Raw genomic sequence first — 17349 nt, forward strand, 5'->3', positions numbered from 1 at the left:
GATTGGCGGGCTGATGGGCCATGACACGACCAATTCCACGACGCTCTCCGAACGAGACAGCAAGGCGCTGCTCGCCGACTACAGCGTGCCCATTGCCGGTGAACGTTTCGCCGGCACACCAGCTGCAGCGGTCGAGGCGGCGAATGAGCTTGGCTACCCGGTGGTGGCAAAGCTGAACGGCGATGCCATTGCGCATAAGACGGAACGCGGCCTGGTCAAGCTCCGGCTCGGCGATGCTGCAGCCGTCGAGCAAGCGGCGACCGACCTGCTGGCGGCTGCCCATCCGGACGACGGTGAGGTCGACGTCCTCATTGCGCCAATGATCAGCGGCAATCGTGAGTTGATCGCCGGCATTGTTCGGGATCCGCAATTCGGACCCACCGTGATGCTCGGCGTCGGCGGCATTCTTGCCGAGGCGGTCGCTGATGTGGTGTTCCGTCCGGCACCGGTTGACGCGATCACGGCCCTCGAGATGATCGACGACTTGGCAACACAGAAGCTGCTCGGCGAATTCCGTGGCGAGGCGGCGGTCGATCGCTCCCAACTGGTCGAGGTCCTGACCGGCCTCGGTCGCCTGGCTGCAGAACGCAGCGACGTCGCGAGCGTCGACATCAACCCACTCATCGTCGAGGCCAGCGGGCGCGTGGTGGCCGTTGACGGCCTGGTCGAGCTCGCGGCGGTGGCCACGGATCGCGCTGTGCTGCGTGCCCGGCCCAGCGACGAGCAATTTCAGGCATTGTTCGAACCTCGAGGCGTTGTGGTGTCCGGAGCGTCCACACACCCCGGCAAGTTCGGATTCGTTTCGCTTCACAACATCTTGGCGAGCGGGTTCGCTGGTGCGGTGTTCGGAACGAACCTCAAGGGCGAGGAGGTGCTCGGCATTCAGACCGTTGCCGACATCGCCGAAATTCCCGATGGCGCTGCCGACCTCGTTTTCGTGTGCACTCCGGCGGCCGGCAATCCCGATCTGTTGCGAGCCTGCGCAGCGAAAGGCATCCGAGCCGCATTTCTCACATCCGCCGGCTACGGCGAGGCCGACGAGGCCGGTCAGCGGGCCGAGGACGAGTTGGTGGCCCTCGCCGACGAACTGGGCATCTTGCTGGCAGGCCCGAACGGACAGGGCGTGGTCAGCACGCCCGTCGATCTCTGCGCCCAGATCGTTGCGCCTAATCCGCCGGCCGGGGGCATTGGCGTTGCGAGTCAGAGCGGCAACTTCGTCTCGACGTTCTTGAACATGTCGCGTGCGTCGGGGGTTGGAATCAGCCGTGCGATCTCAGCCGGCAATGCCGCAGCGGTCAGCGTTGCCGACTATCTCGACTGGTATGCCGACGACGATGCCACCAACGTGGGGCTTGCGTACATCGAAGGGATCACCGATGGACAGGGTCTGATCAACCGCCTGGCTGGAGCGGCCGATCGTAAACCGCTCGTCTTGGTCAAGGGTGGAGCGACCGAAGGCGGTGCGCAGGCGGCAGCGAGTCATACCGGAGCGTTGGCAGCCAACGACAAGATTTTCGATGGCGCCTGCCGCTCGGTCGGTATTTCGCGGGCACCGAGTGTCTCGGCGGCGTTCGACGCTGCTGCCACATTTGCGACCCAGCCGCTTCCCGCTGGGCCCAATGTCATGGTGCTCACCACGGTCGGTGGGTGGGGCGTGGTCACCGCTGATGCCATCACGAGCGCCGACGACTTGGTGCTGATGGACATCCCGTCGGATCTGGAAGCATCGATCGACGAACTCCTGCCGCCGCGGTGGAGTAAGAACAACCCAATCGACTGTGCCGGCGGGGAAACGCGCGACACCGTGCCTGACGTCATGGCGCTGTGTGCCGCGCACCCCGAGGTGCACTCGATCATCTATCTCGGCCTTGGTATCCAGTCGAACCAGGCGCGAATGATGCGTGAAGGACGTTTCTTTCCCGATCACGGGTTGGAACGAATTGTGGGCTACCACGAACGACAGGACGCTCGATTTGCCGAAGCGGCCCATGAGCTCAGCGTGTCGACGGGCAAGCCGATCCTGACGTGCACCGAACTTGCCGTCGCCGACCCCGACAATGCTGGGCCGGCGGCGGTGCGGGCGACTGGCCGACTCTGCTACTCGAGCGGCGGGCAAGCGGTTGCCGCACTGAGCCATCTCGTACGACGACAGATGTATCGGTCTGCGCGAGGTCTGTGAATCAGCCGGTGAGTCGACCTGAAGATCGAGTGCAGCGAGGGGACCGCCAACAGCGCCGGGGTCGCCCGCGGCGCAGCGCTGGGCCGCTCCTCGTCCTTGGCGCGTTCGCAGTCATCCCGGCAATCGCGCTCTTTGCGTTGTTCAGCTGGGCTGACGGATCGATCGAGGAGAACGAGCCAGCGCCGCCGCCGCCGAGCACCGTCGTGGCCCCACCCGCGTTCGCTGACCCGTTGAGTACGTCGATGCTGTCGATGCGGCGTGTACCAGCAGTGCTCTCGCGGCAGCTCAACGTGTCTGACTTCCAGCAGGAGCTGACACCATTTCTCGGCACGCTCAATGACCGGTCATGCGCAGCGGCCTCGGTCGATGGCATCCTGGTCGGTGCCAAAAACCTCGACCTGCCCGTCATTCCGGCCAGTAATGAGAAGCTCGTGGTCGCAGCAGTCGCACTCGATGTCGTCGGTCCCGAAACCGTGTTGACGACCTCGGTCGTCAGCGCCACGGCGCCGGTCGACGGCGTGATCGGCGGCGACCTGACGCTGGTTGGCGGCGGCGATCCACTGCTGTCGTCGGATTGGTATCCGACGTCGAACCTCGAGCGGTATGCAGTGCTTTCGCCGACGTCGCTCGACACGCTGGCAGACCGAGTACGTGATGCCGGCATCACGGCGATCACCGGCAACGTCGTTGGCGATGGCTCCCGGTACGACGACGAATTCTTTGCGCCGGGATGGGGCGACGGTGTGGCCGGGCTTGAGGCGGGCCCCTATGACGCTTTGATGGCAAACGACAGCCGAGTGCTCGGCGAACAGCAACGTGCGAACGACCCAAACACCGGCGCGGCCCGAGAATTCATCCGGCTGCTGAACGAACGCGGCATCACCGTTGCAGGTTCGGCTGCAAGTGGTATCGCTCCGACCGGGGGGAACGTCATCGCCACAATCGACTCCGCGCCCGTTTCAGATGTCGTCGGAGAAATGCTGGCCAACAGTGACAACAACACCGCCGAACTCCTGATGAAGGAGATCGGACTTGTCGGTGAAGGAATCGGCTCGCGCGAAGCCGGCGCTCGCGTCATGACCGCCAAGCTGGTGGAGTGGGGGATCGACACCACCTCGGTCGTGCTGTCCGATGGGTCCGGTCTCAGCCTCGACAACCGAATCACCTGCTCCGCCTTGCTGTCCGTCATGCAACGGTTCACTCCCGACAGTGCCTTCGGATCTGGTTTGCCGATTGCCGGCCAGACCGGAACTCTGACCGGCATCTTCACCGATCATCCGCTGGCCGGTCGCCTCACGGGGAAGACAGGCACGCTCAACAATCCGCCCTTCAATGCCGACCCGCCGGCGGTGAAGGCGCTGTCGGGATACGTCGCCGTCGACGGCGGGACTGCTGTCGAATATGTCTTGGTGCTCAACGGGCCGACGATCTCGGACCAGAGCGAGTACCGGCCGGTGTGGACTGCGCTCGCCGATGTACTGAACACGTATCCGGCCGGAGCGACCCCTGCCGAACTCGGACCGCGTTGATGGGGTGTCATGACTTCACCGCCTCAGCCGGGTAGACAACCACTGTGAACATGCGGGTCGACGTGGTCGCATCGCCGGTCAGGTACCGGAAGATGCCGCTCTTCCTGCTGTGCGCTCTTGCGTTGCTGCCGGCGATTGGTTTGCTCAGCGTCCACTGGTGGCTCCGCGACGAGGCGGACAGATACGACGACACTCGCTCTGCAGTCGAGTCGCTATCCGCAGATGATGACGATCGACCCGCAGCTTCTCGCCGCGACACCGAGCGAGCCAAGCGAGCTGCGATCTTGTCGACGTCACTCTTCGACTACCGCCGTTTGCCGGACGCGGTTGCCGGATCGGCGAGCATCAATCGCCTTGAGGTTCAAGTCGCGAGGGCGTTGCCCGTGATCGACGGCCGGTCGTGTGCTGCAGTTTCGGTCGACGGTATTGCAGTCGGTGCGGTGAACGAGACGGCCTCCGTCATCCCTGCGAGTACCGTCAAGTTGATCGTTGCAGCGGTGGCGCTCGAGGTGCTCGGACCCGACTTCACCTACGCGACATCCGTACGCATCCCTGCTGTCGTCGAGGGCGTTGTCGACGGCGACGTCTACCTCGTTGGCGGCGGTGACCCGCTGTTGACGTCTGATGACTACCCGATTGATGACGACACGCTGCCGGCCTTCGCGACGACGTCACTCGACGTCCTCGCCGACGCTCTCGTCGCAGCAGGCGTCGAGCGCATCAATGGCTCCGTCATCGGCGATGGGACGCGCTACGACGACGAGTTCGTGATCGATAGTTGGGGCGACGGGGTCGCGTTCAACGATGCCGGCCCGTATGACGCACTACTCGTGAATGACGCTCGAGTCAGAGGCCGCAGCGGAGTGCAAGACGACCCCAACGTCGGTGCAGCGCGCGAGTTTGCCCGATTGCTGGGTGATCGCGGGATCAGGGTGGCCGACGGGTGGGGAAGCGGCCCAGCCTCAACGCAGACCACCGTGGTTGGCACCGTTGAGTCGCAACCACTGGGAGAGATTGTTCGCGAGATGCTGACGAACAGCGACAACAACACTGCAGAGTTATTGGTGAAGGAACTGGGCTTCGCCGAGACTGGAGAGGGCACACGATTCGCAGGACTTGTCGTGATCGACCGGGTGCTCCGCCAATGGGGTGTGCCCCTCAATGGTGTTCGCTTGCTCGATGGTTCGGGTCTCACGCCGACGACGCAGATGACCTGCCAAGCGCTCCTCGACGTTCTGCAACGATCACGTGGCACGGTGCTGCAGACCAGTCTGCCGATCGCCGGACAAACGGGGACGCTTCGCGACGAGTTCATCGACAGCGGTGTTGAAGGCCGGCTGTTCGCGAAGACCGGAACACTTGGCAACCCGCCCAGCGATGAGCCGCCGCTCGCGTCGAAAGCACTCGCTGGCTACGTGTCCGGCGGAAATGGCGCCGCCATCGAGTTCGTGGTGATCCTCAATGCAGACGAGATCACCGAAGAGGACTATCGCTCGATCTGGGCGACGTTCGGACAACGTTTTGCGACCTTCCCTGACGCGCCGCCGACCAAGGATCTCCAGCCCCGCTGAGCACGTTCCTCGGCGTCGGCCTACAGTGCCGCGATGGCCGTGATGCCGATGTTCCCGCTCGGAATGGTGCTCCTGCCCGGAGGCGTTCTGCCGTTGCACGTGTTCGAACCTCGGTATCGGCAGATGATCATCGATTGCTTGCAGGAAGACGGTCATCCGGAATTCGGACAGGCCCTGATCACTCACGGCGCCGACGCGGGCGGAGGCGACGAGCGGGCGATGGTGGGAACTGTTGCCCAAATGATTCAAGTCGAGGCACTCGATGAGGAGCGGTATGCCCTTGTCGCCGTTGGCACGCGCCGCATCCGCATTCATGCCTGGTTGCCAGATGCGCCGTATCCGATCGCAGATGTCGACGACTGGCCCGATGACGAACCAGACCCCGAAGGTCTCGCGATCGCTGTTGCAGCCACGCATGCGCGGGTGCAGGCAACGCTCAAGATGGCAGTCGAACTTGGCGATGTCAGCGCTGAAACCATTGAGTCCGAAATCTCTGATGACCCATTGTTCGCGACCTACCACCTCGCCTCCTTGGCTCCCATCGGACCCGCAGATCGCTACCGCCTACTGGCCGCGGCGGGCCCGGCGGAGCGCCTCGATGTCCTCGAAGATGTCCTCGATGATGTCGAGGCCATGCTGAAGTTCCGTCTGATCTGATAGAAACTGATCCGTGCCAGACAGCATCGATGTGACGAAGCCACCTCCGAAGAGCGACGGTGCGTCGCTCGGCGAGGTGGTCGAATTCGTCAAGACCTACGCCAAGCAAGAGACACTCGGCCCGCTGAAGGGCGCCGGTTCATGGCTGGCCTATGGTGCTGCCGGGGCGTTTGCGCTGGGGGTTGGTCTCTTGATGATCCTGCTCGGCGTGTTGCGCTTGGTGCAAGCTGAGATCAGCTGGGCCAACGGCGGAGCGTGGTCGTGGGTCGCCTACGGCATCACCTTGGTCGTCACGATGATCTTGTTGACCCTCACGGTGCTCCGCATCAAAAAGGCGTACCTGAACAAAGAACCCCTCCCGAAGAAGAAGTCCTGAGAGAAGGAGCCGTCACGATGGCCAAGAAGACACCCGACACTCCTGAGTCGATCACCGCTGACGACCTGCGCGACAAACTGCAGGGCCTCCAGGGCGAGGTACAGGGCAAGGTCGACGACAAAAAGACCACCATCGCCAGCGTCGCCGGCGGCGGCGCAATGGTCCTGATGATTCTCTTCTTCCTGCTCGGCAAGCGTTCAGGAAAGAAGAAGAGCGCAATCGTCGAGATCCGCCGCGTCTGATGGCGCTGCTTCCGTACGCCCTCCAGCCAAGTCGGTTGATTCGACGTACCGCGCTCCGCCGAGGGTCGAGTGGCACGTCCATTTTCTGGAGCTCCATTGCGGGGATACTTCTCGGCCAGGGGAGTTACGTTCGATCCCAGGCGATCCGGCGCGGCCTGATCGGAGGGAGCCGCTCGTGGCAGGTGCTCGCCGGTCTCATGATCCTCAAGGAAGCAGCAAGTTCGGCGGGCAAGCAACCCGAGTATCTCGGTAAGCAAAAGGTGGGCATGGGTTCGTTCTTGCGGCTGACGACCGAGAAGCCGATGACCAAGAAGCAGCAAAAGGCCGCAGGTGTCACCAAGGCCAGCATCAAGGCGCAGGCGAGTGCCGACGTTGCTGCTGCGTGGGCAAAAAAGGCTGCGACAAACCCCAAGCGCAAGGTCGTACGCCGCGCCGAAAAGACTGCGACGATGGCAGCGGCCGATCGTCGAGCCGCCGACAAGAGAGCTGGCAGGCGAGCCTCATGACGGTGGCACGGTGAAGGGCGCCTTGTGAAGGTGCTGCTCCGCAATCCGAAGCGAGAAGTCGAGGTCGCCGGTGGCCGGTCGGTCAACCGACTGCTCGATGATCTCGAACTGAGCAGGGAAGCACACTTGATCATTCGCAACGGGACACTTGTACCGGGCGACGCTCGGCTCGACGAGACCGATGTGATCGAGGTTCGTCCGGTGATTTCTGGAGGATGACCGCGCAACCCAGCCGCTGCCGGTCGTGCAAGGCGCCAGCGGTCATCGATCTGCCCCGTCACAACGCAAACTTCTGCGCTGAGCACCTCATTCAGTTGTGTCATCGTCAAATGGCCAAGGCCATCGATGACTACGACATGTTTCGTCCAACTGACCGCTTGCTCGTCGCTGTCAGCGGAGGCAAGGACTCCCTCGCGGTGTGGGAGATGTTGATCGAGGCTGGCTATCAGGCTGACGGTCTGTACATCGGCTTGGGTATCGGCGAGTACTCCGAAGACAGCGGCGGCTACGTCCGGCGGTTCGCCGACGAGCGGGATCTGCACCTGGTCACGATCGACCTTCGGGAAGACTACGGATACGACGTGCCGACGGCAGCCATCGCCACCAAACGGGTGCCCTGCTCCGCGTGCGGACTGTCGAAGCGGAGACTGTTTGACAAAGCTGCCATGGATGGCGGCTACGACGCTGTTGTCACGGGACACAATCTCGATGACGAAGCGGCGGTGTTGTTCGGCAACACCCTGCGTTGGGAAGTCGACTACCTCGCACGCCAGTTCCCTGTCCTTGAAGCGCGCGATGGCTTTCCGAAGAAGTGCAAGCCCCTCGTTCGACTCACCGAACGGGAGATGGCGGCGTATTGCCTCGTTCGTGGTATCGACTACGTCGTCGAAGAATGCCCCATCGCAGCGGGTAATCGGCACCTGGGGTATAAAGAGGCGCTCAACGCCATCGAGAAACAGTCGCCAGGATCGAAGTCAGCCTTTTACCTCAACTTCTTGTCACAGATGTCGCCACTGCTGGAAGGGCAGTCGGCAGCGGCCCAGGGTGAGGTTGACGAATGCAAACGCTGCGGCGCACCGACCACCGGAGATGTCTGCGCGTTCTGCCGTTTGGTCGAGAAGTCGGGTACACATGTGGCGGTGCCCGTCGAGATGGTGCTGAAAACGCGCCGCCGACGACATTGACGACTCACGAGATGGAACACGGAACTGACCGATGACTGGAATCTTCGCCGCTGGCGAAAAGGCGCTGCTGCTCGACAGCAAGAAGCGCCGCTACTTAATCGACCTCGCCGACGACGGTGAGTTTCACAGTCACAACGGCTTCGTCGCGCACAGCCAGATCATCGGGGAACCCGAAGGTCTGTTCGTCAATTCGACGAAAGGCGCGGAATACATCGTCATCCGGCCGACCCTCGAGGACTTCGTCGTCGAAATGCCTCGTGGTGCTCAAGTGATTTATCCGAAGGATCTCGGCCCAATCTGCATGCTCGCTGATATCGGACCCGGAGTCAGGGTGTTCGAAAGTGGCGTTGGATCAGGCGCGTTGTCGATGACCATGCTGCGGTATGGCGCACACATCACGGGCTACGAGCTGCGCGAAGATTTTGCGAATCGGGCAAAGAAGAACGTGGCCAGCTTCCTCGGCGAGGAGGCGCTCGAACGTTACGACGTGCACATCCGTGATGGGTACGAAGGCATCGACGCCGAACACGGGCCGTTCGATCGTGTCATCCTGGATATCCCCGAGCCGTGGCAAGTCATCCCTCATGCGGAAAAGGTGCTCCAGGCCGGCGGAATCTTCCTTGCCTACACGCCCTCGATCACGCAGGCGTCACAGGTTCGTGAAGCCCTGCGCGGCAAGTGGATCGACACCCGCACGATCGAAGTCTTGCATCGTGGCTGGCATATCGAGGGCCAAGCAGTCAGACCTGATCACCGCATGGTCGCCCACACTGGCTTCCTCACCGTCGGTCGGTTTCTCGGTCTGAAAAAGTAGACCCGGCCCGCCGCCCGACGTGTCGAGCAACGGTGGGGAAGTCAGATCAGGGTTCGATGTAAATGCACTCGCCGGGGCACTCTTCGGCGCTCTCGACCACAGCATCAAGTTGGCTGTCCGGGAACTCGGCGAGGCCTTCGGCGCCTTCCGGGTTGCCTTTCGCCTTGGCGAAGATCTTGTCGCCTTCGACGACGTAAGCAAGACCATCGTCGAGCAGCGTGAAGACGTCGGGTGCGATTTCTTCGCAGAGTCCGTCGCCGGTACAGAGATCCTGATCGATCCAGACCTTCATGTCAGTGTGGCTCCCTCTTCGTCGGAGATTGGTTCTGAGCTGGCGCTCGGAGGTTGAGGTGCACGCTGATGTGCGCCCCGGTTGATGCCACGAAGTTTACACGGTGAACATCGTGTCAACGTGTTGCCTGCGCCAATGCTGGCGAGGTCACGCGGTGTACATTCGGTCCATGGCAGACACCGACGGTCTCGACGCAGACCTCGCTGCGCAAGTGGCGACGCTGAACGATGAAATCGCGCATCTTCGAGGGCGTCTTGCAGATGCGCCACGGCGTGTTCGCTCGCTCGAAGAACGCTTGCTTGAGACAAAGGGACAGTTGGCCCAGGCAGTAAGCCAGAACGAGAAGCTGTCGTACACGCTGCGGGAAGCGCGCGAGCACATCTCGACACTGCGCGAGGAAGTCGACAAGTTGTCGCAACCTCCGTCAGCGTACGGCGTCGTCGTCGGCAAGAACGACGACGAAACGGTCGATGTGCTCACCAGCGGCCGCAAGATGCGCGTGGCGTTACATCCCGATATCGACCACGAACTGCTCAACCGCGGCGCCGAAGTCGTGCTCAACGAGAGCTTCAACGTGGTGATGGCCCGGCAGTCTGAGATCAGTGGCGAGGTGGTCACCGCCAAGGACGTGATGGACGATGGCATTCGTGTGCTGGTGGTCGGGCGCGCCGACGAAGAGCGGGTCTGTGAACTCTCTGACGTCTTGCGCGGCACGCTGATCCGCAGCGGTGACCACCTGCGCCTCGACCCGCGTTCAAATCTGCTGTTGGAGAAGTTGCCGCGGCCAGAAGTCGAGGACCTTCTGCTCGAGGAGGTTCCAGACATCTCCTACACCGACATTGGTGGTCTCGACGATCAGATTGAGCAGATCGCGGATGCGGTCGAGCTGCCCTTCCTCCATCACGACCTGTTTGCTGAACACCAGTTACCGGCTCCGAAGGGGATCCTGCTGTACGGCCCACCTGGTTGCGGCAAGACACTGATTGCCAAAGCGGTGGCCAACAGCCTCGCCAAGAAGGTCGCTGACAAGGTTGGCGAGGGCAAGGGCCGGTCGTACTTCATCAATATCAAGGGCCCCGAATTGCTCAACAAGTATGTGGGCGAAACCGAGCGACAGATTCGCCTCGTCTTCCAGAGAGCACGTGAGAAAAGCGACGAGGGCTGGCCCGTCATCGTGTTTTTCGATGAGATGGATTCGATGTTCCGCACACGTGGCACAGGAATCAGCTCCGACATGGAGTCGACGATCGTCCCCCAGCTACTGGCTGAGATCGACGGCGTTGAAGGCCTGAAGAACGTCATCGTGATCGGCGCGACGAACCGTGAGGACCTGATCGACCCGGCCATTCTCCGCCCGGGTCGTCTCGACGTGAAGATCAAGATCGAGCGACCGAACGAGGTCGGGGCCCGATCAATCTTCGCCCAGTATCTCACCAACGAGATTCCGCTCGATCAGTCCGAGTCGATCGACACGATGCTCGACGCGACGGTCGCCGAGATGTACCAGGATGACGAGGCCAACCAGTTTCTTGAGGTCACCTACCAAAACGGTGACAAAGAGATCATGTTTTACAAGGACTTCGCGTCCGGGGCCATGATCGAGAACATCGTGCGCCGCGCGAAGAAGCTCGCCATCAAGCGAGTCATCGATGGCGGCGCCAAAGGTGTGTGCACTCAAGACCTGCTCGACTCAATCAAGCAGGAGTACAAGGAACATCAGGACTTGCCGAACACAACCAATCCTGACGACTGGGCCAAGATCTCGGGCAAGAAAGGCGAACGCATCGTGTTCATCCGCACGCTCGTTACCGAAGATGCTGAGGATGACCTTGCCGGCGGTCGTGCCATCGAACGAGTGGCGACCGGCCAGTATCTCTAAGCGGCGTCGCGCTCGAGCGAGCGCATCGCCCACGCTCCGAGGATCGGGCCGGGAGCGAGGAGGGCGAACGCCCAGCCCCAGCCAGCAGCGTCACGGATGAGAGGGACGAGGAAGATCGTGAAGACGGTCAGCGTGAAGCCAGCTGCGAGCTGCACCGTCAGAGCAGTTCCGACGTAGCGAGGGTCAACCGACTCGGTGACGATGGCGCTGAATTGAGCGCTGTCCGCCACGACCCAGAAGCCCCATATCAGGCCGGCGACCACAACAATGGGTGCCGGAGCGTCGACCAGAAACCCCGTGAAGACTGCGGCGCCTGCGGACCACCGCAGTGCCTGGCCGGCCGCGGACGCTCGGCTGCGACGGTCGCTGAGCACGCCTGCAACCACCGATCCAGCCGCACCGATGGCGATGACGCCGAACGCCGCGAGGCTGGCGCTGCGACTTGTGCTGAACACGTCCCCGTAGAACGCGGCGATCCACGCCCACATCGCGTACAACTCCCACATGTGTCCGAAGTAGCCGGCACTCGCCAAGCGAAACGATCGATTCCGAAGGATCACCCCGAACTGGGACGGATCAAAGGGTGCCGCTGCCATGGAATCCGGACCAGCGACGCAGACTCGTTCGGCGATCAACCCCCCGAGCAACGTGAGACCCGATGCCATGATGAGTGTTGCTTGCCAATCGAGCCCGCCGAGCGCATTGATCAAGTGGGGGAGCGCTGAACCGACGGTGAGCGCCCCGATCATCACCCCGAGCGCCAGGCCGCGTCCTGTTCGGAACCATGCGGCCATTGCTTTGATCGCCGGCGGGTAGACGGCCGCAAGAAAAGCCCCAGTGATGAACCGTGCAGCGACAGCCAGGGAGAACCCATCGGCCGCTACCACCAGCAGGTTTGCGAACGCTGCGCCGACCGCGCCGATTGCGAACAGGCGAAGGGGAGCGATGCGGTCGGCCAAGTTGGTGAGGGCCGTCACCAATGCGCCTGCCACGAAGCCCAGCTGGACCACGATCGTCAGCCAACTCGCCTGTCCATCTGACAGTGACCATTCAACGCGCAGCTGACTCAGTACCGCTGCGGTCGAGAACCATGTGGACATCGCGAGCACCAAGGCAACGGCGAGCACGACGAGCTCGCGATGTCGTGGCGCCAAGGCGCGCGAAGTGAGGCCCACAACAATTCGAACAATTTCCACGGCACGCCCATTCCGACTCACCCAGATGTTCGCGGGATCGTCATGGGTACCGTCTGGGCATGGCAGCGAAGCGAATCAAGCACGACATTGTGATCTTTGGAGCAACAAGCTTCGTCGGGCAGATCCTCTGCAAGTACATGGTCGACCGGCATGGTGTTGATGGCGAGAGCATCAACTGGGCCATCGCCGGCCGGAATGCGCAAAAACTCGAGGCCGTCGTCGAGTCGACGGGCGCAGATGTGCCGCGCATCGTGGCCGACGCTGGCGATGCTGATGCAATCGCCGCCCTCTGCGCTTCGACGAAGCTGGTGGTGTCCACCGTGGGGCCCTACGCGCTGTATGGATCGAAGCTCGTTGCAGCAGTGGCCGAAGCAGGGATCGACTACTGCGACCTCACTGGCGAGCCACAGTGGATGCAGCGCATGATCGACCGATACCAGGACCGTGCGACTGAGACCGGAGCCAGAATCGTGCACGCGTGCGGTTTTGACTCGATCCCCTCCGACCTCGGTGTCTGGTACACGCAGCAGGAAGCGATCGATCAGCTCGGTGAGCCCTGCGTGTCGATCTCGATGGGGGTCAAGGCAATGAAGGGGGGAGCGAGCGGTGGCACGGTGGCCTCGATGATGAACATGATGGAAGAGGTTTCGGCCGATCCGAGCCTGCGCCACGTCCTCGGCAACCCCTACGCCATCGCTCCGAAAGGCGACCGGACAGGGCCCGACCAACCGAACGTGACTCTTCCCCAGTACGACGATGGTCTTGACTCCTGGTTGGCCCCATTCGTCATGGCGGCAACCAATACACGCGTGGTGTTCCGAACCCACGCGCTCCTCGATCATCAATGGGGCGATGACTTCACGTACGGCGAGGCAATGATGATGGGCGAAGGCCTGGGCGGTCGGGCCAAGGCGATGTCACTGAGCGGCGCCATGGGTGGATTGATGGGTGCCGCCGCGGTTGGCCCGATGCGCAAGATGATGGGCCGTTTCCTTCCAGAGCCTGGCGAAGGCCCGTCACCTGACGCACAAGAGCAGGGGTTCTTCGACATCCGCTTTCATGGCACCACGGCATCGGGCGCTGAGATCATGACGAAGGTGACGGGCGACCGCGACCCTGGATATGGCTCGACGTCAAAGATGCTGGGCGAGTCGGCTCTGGCGTTGCTCGACTCGGATGCCCCTGGCGGCTTCTGGACACCGGCCACCGCACTCGGAGACGACCTCATCAGCCGGCTCGTCGAGCATGCTGGGTTGACCTTCGAGGTGCTCTGAGCACCGGTCGTACCGCCCATTCTGACTCGCCTGCTCGGCGGGGTCGGGATAGGTTCAAGGGATGGCTTTGCCCAAGGTGCTCGGGATTGAGACCGAGTACGGAATTTTCGTACGTGGCGGGGACAACAACCCTGTCTCGGCGTCGTCGTTGTTGATCAACGCGTACGTCGCAGCGCAGCGCCAAGCAAGCCGAATCGGATGGGACTTCGAAGACGAGCAACCGACGACCGACGCGCGTGGATTCACCATGGACGAGTCCATTGCGCCGGAGGTCGAAACCACTCTGGTCAACGCGGTACTGACCAACGGCGCCCGGTACTACGTTGACCATGCCCATCCGGAGATCTCCACACCGGAGGTCACCGACGCCCGCGAGGCTGTCGTTTGGGATCGGGCGGCCGACGAGATTGTTCGTGACTCGATGGCCTACGCCCGCGATCTGCTTGACGACAGCGCCGAGATCATCATTCACAAGAACAATTCCGACGGGAAGGGCAACAGTTACGGCTGTCACGAGAACTATCTGGTGGCACGCGAGCTCCCGTTCGGACGACTCACCAGCCAAATCACGCCGCACTTTGTCACCCGCCAGATCTTCACCGGGGCTGGCAAGGTCGGCTGCGAGCTGCCGGGTCGACCCAATGACGACATCGGCTACCAGATCAGCCAGCGAGCCGATTTCTTCGAAGAGGAGGTCGGTCTCGAGACCACGCTCAAACGCCCCATCGTGAACACCCGCGACGAACCGCACGCTGATCCGTTGAAGTATCGACGACTGCATGTCATCGTCGGTGACGCCAACATGAGCGAAGTGGCGACCTACCTCAAGGTGGGGACCACGGCAATCATCCTGTCCATGATCGAGGACGACGAGCTCGGCGACGATTGGACTCTCGGCAATCCCGTGCCAGCGATCCGCCAGGTCAGCCATGATCCATCGCTCCGCCAGACGATCATGTTGCGGAACGGCAACCGCGCAACGGCCCTCGAGGTCCAATGGGGATTGTTCGAGCGGGCGCAGAAATATGTGCAGGCGCGCGGCCTCGCGGCTGTTGGCGCTGACGTCGGTGCTGATGTCATGGAGAAGTGGGAGCACGTGCTCACCGGCCTTGAGCATGACCCTGATTCGGTGGCGCACTGGGTCGACTGGGTTGCCAAGCGTCGCATCGTCGACGGCTACTCCGATCGTTACGACCTGAAACCTGGCGCTCAACGGCTCAAGGCGATCGATTTGCAGTATCACGACATGCGGGCGGACAAGTGCCTGGCGCTGCGCGCTGGCCTCGACACGATCGTCACGGACGCCGAAGCCCGCGCCGCCATGACCGAGCCTCCGGAATCGACCCGCGCGTACTTTCGCGGTCGCTGTCTTGAGAAGTTTCCAGATGACATTGTTGCCGCCAATTGGGACTCCCTGGTCTTCGACATTGGACGTGATCCACTGCGTCGCGTGCCGATGATGGAACCGTTGCGCGGTACGGCAGATCACGTTGGTACGTTGATCGACACGAGCGCCACTGCGCGCGAACTGCTCGACCGACTGGGCCAGTAACGCAACCGGGCCGAGAGTTCGCTCGAGGCAGACACAGGAGAGATCGATGGCTGAACGCATCCAGAAGTCCAAGACGACTCACGAGAAGTCTGAAACCCCCGACACGGCTGCCGATGCAGTCACCGAGACCGGCGAGAAGATCAAAGCTGACATCGACGATCTTCTCGACGAGATCGATGACGTGCTCGAAACGAACGCCGAGGACTTTGTGAAGTCCTACGTGCAGAAGGGCGGTCAGTAACTCGTGGCAATGCCGTTCTTCACTCCCGGTGACGACCCGGGGTCCAGTTTCCCTGAACTGCTCCGCCGCATCGGGCTGACCTCGCATTCGACGATGACCGCCTCGTCGGTGCCAGGCCACGAACTGTCGGTGCCGCATGCCACGACGTGCGTCGCACTCAAGTTTGCCGACGGTGTCGTGATGGCCGGGGATCGCCGAGCGACGTCTGGCAATCTGATCTCGCATCGGGCGATGGAGAAGGTCGTTCAGGCCGATCGTCACAGCGCTGTGGCCATCGCGGGCGCCGCTGGGCCGGCGATGGAGATGGTCAAGATGTTTCAGCTCCAACTCGAGCATTACGAGAAGGTCGAGGGCAATGCGCTCAGCCTCGAGGGCAAGGCGAATCAGCTCTCGTCCATGGTCCGGAGCAACTTGCCTGCGGCGATGCAGGGGATGGTCGTCGTCCCGATCTTCGCCGGCTTCGACCTTCGTCGCGGTGCTGGTCGGTTGTGGGACTTCGATGCCACCGGCGGACGCTACGAAGAGCGCGATTTCGTGTCGACGGGCTCCGGCAGCCTGCACGCCAGCACGGTGATGAAGGTCGGGTATCAACCCGAACTCAGTCGTGATGACGCGCTCCAACTTGCCTGTCGTTCGCTCTGGGAAGCAGCTGATGCCGATAGCGCCACGGGAGGCCCTGACGTGGTTCGCGGGATCTATCCGGTCGTTGCTGCCATTGATGTCGACGGGTGGGAACGCATCGACGACGACGAATTGGTCACACGTTTCGACAGCATTCGCGAGGAGGCGAGTCACCGATGAGCCAGCCGTTCTACGTCGCACCAGAACAGATGATGAAGGACCGCGCTGATTATGCGCGCAAGGGCATCGCCCGCGGGCGGGCACTCGTTGCATTGCGGTACACCGAAGGATTGGTCATTGTTGCCGAGAACGGGTCAGACACTCTGCGCAAAGTCAGTGAGATCTACGACCGCATCGCCTTCGCTGGTGTCGGCAAATACAACGAGTTCGACCAACTGCGCGTTGCCGGTGTCCGCGCAGCAGATCTCAAGGGGTTTCAGTACTCGCGCGATGATGTCGACGCGCGAAGCTTGGCCAACAGCTATGCACAGATGCTCGGCAATATTTTCACCCACGAGATGAAGCCGATGGAAGTCGAGATACTTGTCGCCGAAGTCGGCTTGGTTGAAGCCGGCGACCAGATGTTCCACCTGCTCTACGACGGAACCGTCGTCGATGCCCGCGACTACGCGGCAATCGGAGGTGATGCTGAGGCGGTGCGCGAACGACTCGCGGAGACGTGGACAGCGGGGCTCGACCGCTCCGCTGCGGTCCGTGTCGGCCTCAACGCCCTGAGTGGACCCGACCGTGACATCGCAGCGGCAGAACTTGAAGTCGCTGAGTTGTCTCGTGGCAATGGTCGTCGATGCTTCAGTCGAATCGACGCAACGACGCTCGCCGACATCCTCGCCTGACACCTGCTACCGCCGTCTGTGTCGGGATTTTGCGGACCGGTCCGCAAAAACGGCATGGCAGTATCAAGATGCCACAACGTCGGCGATGTCAACTTGCGCCTGCTTTCATGCCCGCATGTCAGAAACAAAACGCCAGAAGCTGCTCGGCGCCGCAAGGGCCACCTCAAACCCCAGCTTTTCCGGACGCCGTATCGAATCAATCTGCACCGAAGCCATCTTCCACTTAAGGAACTCACGCCGAGCTCAACTCGCCGCACAGCGAGTCAAACAAAGAGAAGTATGCCGCTCTCGCAGAGGTCGCTTTCAGCGCTGGACCAACTTGTCAATTGAAGAGCCCCAACGCAGAAATCAGACCCCTTTCGACCTGCCAACGCGCGCAGCC

Annotated in this window: 18 protein-coding genes; 16 read left to right on the top strand and 2 right to left on the bottom strand. The window is 62.1% G+C overall.

Annotated features, from left to right (window positions below; genetic code table 11):
• Positions 1-13: 13 nt before the first annotated feature.
• The 10 genes from ACH2DW_RS07125 to ACH2DW_RS07170 are packed head-to-tail and all read left to right on the top strand — an operon-like array spanning position 14 to position 9058.
• Positions 14-2179, top strand: a complete 2166-nt coding sequence (locus ACH2DW_RS07125; protein WP_394929037.1) for an acetate--CoA ligase family protein — start codon at positions 14-16, stop codon at positions 2177-2179.
• An 8-nt stretch (positions 2180-2187) separates the two neighbouring features.
• Positions 2188-3708 carry a D-alanyl-D-alanine carboxypeptidase/D-alanyl-D-alanine-endopeptidase gene (gene dacB, locus ACH2DW_RS07130; RefSeq protein ID WP_394929038.1) on the top strand — a complete coding sequence of 507 codons (1521 nt, stop codon included), beginning with the start codon at positions 2188-2190 and terminating at the stop codon, positions 3706-3708.
• 50 nt (positions 3709-3758) lie between these two features.
• The gene (locus tag ACH2DW_RS07135) at positions 3759-5279 is read left to right on the top strand and encodes a D-alanyl-D-alanine carboxypeptidase/D-alanyl-D-alanine-endopeptidase (protein WP_394929081.1); all 1521 of its coding nucleotides are present in this window, start codon (positions 3759-3761) and stop codon (positions 5277-5279) included.
• 33 nt (positions 5280-5312) lie between these two features.
• Positions 5313-5936, top strand: a complete 624-nt coding sequence (locus ACH2DW_RS07140) for an LON peptidase substrate-binding domain-containing protein (protein WP_394929039.1) — start codon at positions 5313-5315, stop codon at positions 5934-5936.
• A gap of 13 nt (positions 5937-5949) precedes the next feature.
• Positions 5950-6312, top strand: a complete 363-nt coding sequence (locus ACH2DW_RS07145; RefSeq protein ID WP_394929040.1) for a hypothetical protein — start codon at positions 5950-5952, stop codon at positions 6310-6312.
• A 17-nt stretch (positions 6313-6329) separates the two neighbouring features.
• Complete coding sequence (locus ACH2DW_RS07150) at positions 6330-6554, top strand: hypothetical protein (protein WP_394929041.1); 225 nt, start codon at positions 6330-6332, stop codon at positions 6552-6554.
• Positions 6554-7060: a hypothetical protein gene (locus tag ACH2DW_RS07155; RefSeq protein ID WP_394929042.1), complete on the top strand. Its 507-nt coding sequence runs from the start codon at positions 6554-6556 to the stop codon at positions 7058-7060. Before ACH2DW_RS07150 ends, ACH2DW_RS07155 begins: the two co-directional genes overlap by 1 nt.
• Before the next feature lie 24 nt (positions 7061-7084).
• Positions 7085-7279: a MoaD/ThiS family protein gene (locus tag ACH2DW_RS07160; RefSeq protein WP_394929043.1), complete on the top strand. Its 195-nt coding sequence runs from the start codon at positions 7085-7087 to the stop codon at positions 7277-7279.
• On the top strand, positions 7276-8244 hold the full coding sequence (locus tag ACH2DW_RS07165; protein ID WP_394929044.1) for an ATP-binding protein: 969 nt from the start codon (positions 7276-7278) through the stop codon (positions 8242-8244). Before ACH2DW_RS07160 ends, ACH2DW_RS07165 begins: the two co-directional genes overlap by 4 nt.
• A 31-nt stretch (positions 8245-8275) precedes the next feature.
• A complete protein-coding gene (locus tag ACH2DW_RS07170) occupies positions 8276-9058 on the top strand; it encodes a tRNA (adenine-N1)-methyltransferase (RefSeq protein ID WP_394929045.1) in 783 nt (260 codons plus the stop codon).
• A 46-nt stretch (positions 9059-9104) separates the two neighbouring features.
• Here the strand turns inward: ACH2DW_RS07170 and ACH2DW_RS07175 are convergent, their stop codons facing one another.
• On the bottom strand, positions 9105-9350 hold the full coding sequence (locus tag ACH2DW_RS07175; RefSeq protein WP_394929046.1) for a ferredoxin: 246 nt from the start codon (positions 9348-9350) through the stop codon (positions 9105-9107).
• Positions 9351-9519: 169 nt separating this feature from the next.
• Between ACH2DW_RS07175 and arc the strand changes: the two genes are divergently transcribed.
• On the top strand, positions 9520-11229 hold the full coding sequence (gene arc / locus ACH2DW_RS07180) for a proteasome ATPase (protein WP_394929047.1): 1710 nt from the start codon (positions 9520-9522) through the stop codon (positions 11227-11229).
• On the opposite strand, the gene ACH2DW_RS07185 is transcribed toward arc, so the two are convergent.
• Positions 11226-12425, bottom strand: coding sequence for an MFS transporter (locus ACH2DW_RS07185; protein WP_394929048.1), 1200 nt, complete (start codon positions 12423-12425; stop codon positions 11226-11228). The genes arc and ACH2DW_RS07185 overlap by 4 nt on opposite strands.
• A gap of 59 nt (positions 12426-12484) precedes the next feature.
• Here ACH2DW_RS07185 and ACH2DW_RS07190 point away from each other — a divergent pair, with 59 nt between their 5' ends.
• From ACH2DW_RS07190 to prcA, 5 genes are all read left to right on the top strand, one after another.
• A complete protein-coding gene (locus tag ACH2DW_RS07190; RefSeq protein ID WP_394929049.1) occupies positions 12485-13699 on the top strand; it encodes a saccharopine dehydrogenase family protein in 1215 nt (404 codons plus the stop codon).
• 61 nt (positions 13700-13760) lie between these two features.
• The gene (gene dop / locus ACH2DW_RS07195) at positions 13761-15251 is read left to right on the top strand and encodes a depupylase/deamidase Dop (protein ID WP_394929050.1); all 1491 of its coding nucleotides are present in this window, start codon (positions 13761-13763) and stop codon (positions 15249-15251) included.
• A gap of 46 nt (positions 15252-15297) precedes the next feature.
• On the top strand, positions 15298-15492 hold the full coding sequence (locus tag ACH2DW_RS07200; RefSeq protein ID WP_394929051.1) for a ubiquitin-like protein Pup: 195 nt from the start codon (positions 15298-15300) through the stop codon (positions 15490-15492).
• Between the two features lie 9 nt (positions 15493-15501).
• Entirely contained in the window at positions 15502-16293 is a 792-nt protein-coding gene (gene prcB, locus ACH2DW_RS07205; protein WP_394929052.1) for a proteasome subunit beta, read from the top strand.
• On the top strand, positions 16290-16967 hold the full coding sequence (prcA, locus tag ACH2DW_RS07210) for a proteasome subunit alpha (protein ID WP_394929053.1): 678 nt from the start codon (positions 16290-16292) through the stop codon (positions 16965-16967). The genes prcB and prcA overlap by 4 nt, the downstream gene beginning before the upstream one ends.
• Positions 16968-17349: the final 382 nt, after the last annotated feature.

This window comes from uncultured Ilumatobacter sp. (genome assembly GCF_963980585.1).
In the GTDB taxonomy this organism is placed as follows: domain Bacteria; phylum Actinomycetota; class Acidimicrobiia; order Acidimicrobiales; family Ilumatobacteraceae; genus Ilumatobacter_A.

Coding starts and splice junctions, on each gene's coding strand:
- ACH2DW_RS07125 (WP_394929037.1), top strand. CDS start 14: ATGGGCCATGACACGACCAATTCCACGACGCTCTCCGAACGAGACAGC.
- ACH2DW_RS07135 (WP_394929081.1), top strand. CDS start 3,759: ATGCGGGTCGACGTGGTCGCATCGCCGGTCAGGTACCGGAAGATGCCG.
- ACH2DW_RS07140 (WP_394929039.1), top strand. CDS start 5,313: ATGGCCGTGATGCCGATGTTCCCGCTCGGAATGGTGCTCCTGCCCGGA.
- ACH2DW_RS07150 (WP_394929041.1), top strand. CDS start 6,330: ATGGCCAAGAAGACACCCGACACTCCTGAGTCGATCACCGCTGACGAC.
- ACH2DW_RS07155 (WP_394929042.1), top strand. CDS start 6,554: ATGGCGCTGCTTCCGTACGCCCTCCAGCCAAGTCGGTTGATTCGACGT.
- ACH2DW_RS07165 (WP_394929044.1), top strand. CDS start 7,276: ATGACCGCGCAACCCAGCCGCTGCCGGTCGTGCAAGGCGCCAGCGGTC.
- ACH2DW_RS07170 (WP_394929045.1), top strand. CDS start 8,276: ATGACTGGAATCTTCGCCGCTGGCGAAAAGGCGCTGCTGCTCGACAGC.
- ACH2DW_RS07175 (WP_394929046.1), bottom strand. CDS start 9,350: ATGAAGGTCTGGATCGATCAGGATCTCTGTACCGGCGACGGACTCTGC.
- arc (WP_394929047.1), top strand. CDS start 9,520: ATGGCAGACACCGACGGTCTCGACGCAGACCTCGCTGCGCAAGTGGCG.
- ACH2DW_RS07190 (WP_394929049.1), top strand. CDS start 12,485: ATGGCAGCGAAGCGAATCAAGCACGACATTGTGATCTTTGGAGCAACA.
- dop (WP_394929050.1), top strand. CDS start 13,761: ATGGCTTTGCCCAAGGTGCTCGGGATTGAGACCGAGTACGGAATTTTC.
- ACH2DW_RS07200 (WP_394929051.1), top strand. CDS start 15,298: ATGGCTGAACGCATCCAGAAGTCCAAGACGACTCACGAGAAGTCTGAA.
- prcB (WP_394929052.1), top strand. CDS start 15,502: ATGCCGTTCTTCACTCCCGGTGACGACCCGGGGTCCAGTTTCCCTGAA.
- prcA (WP_394929053.1), top strand. CDS start 16,290: ATGAGCCAGCCGTTCTACGTCGCACCAGAACAGATGATGAAGGACCGC.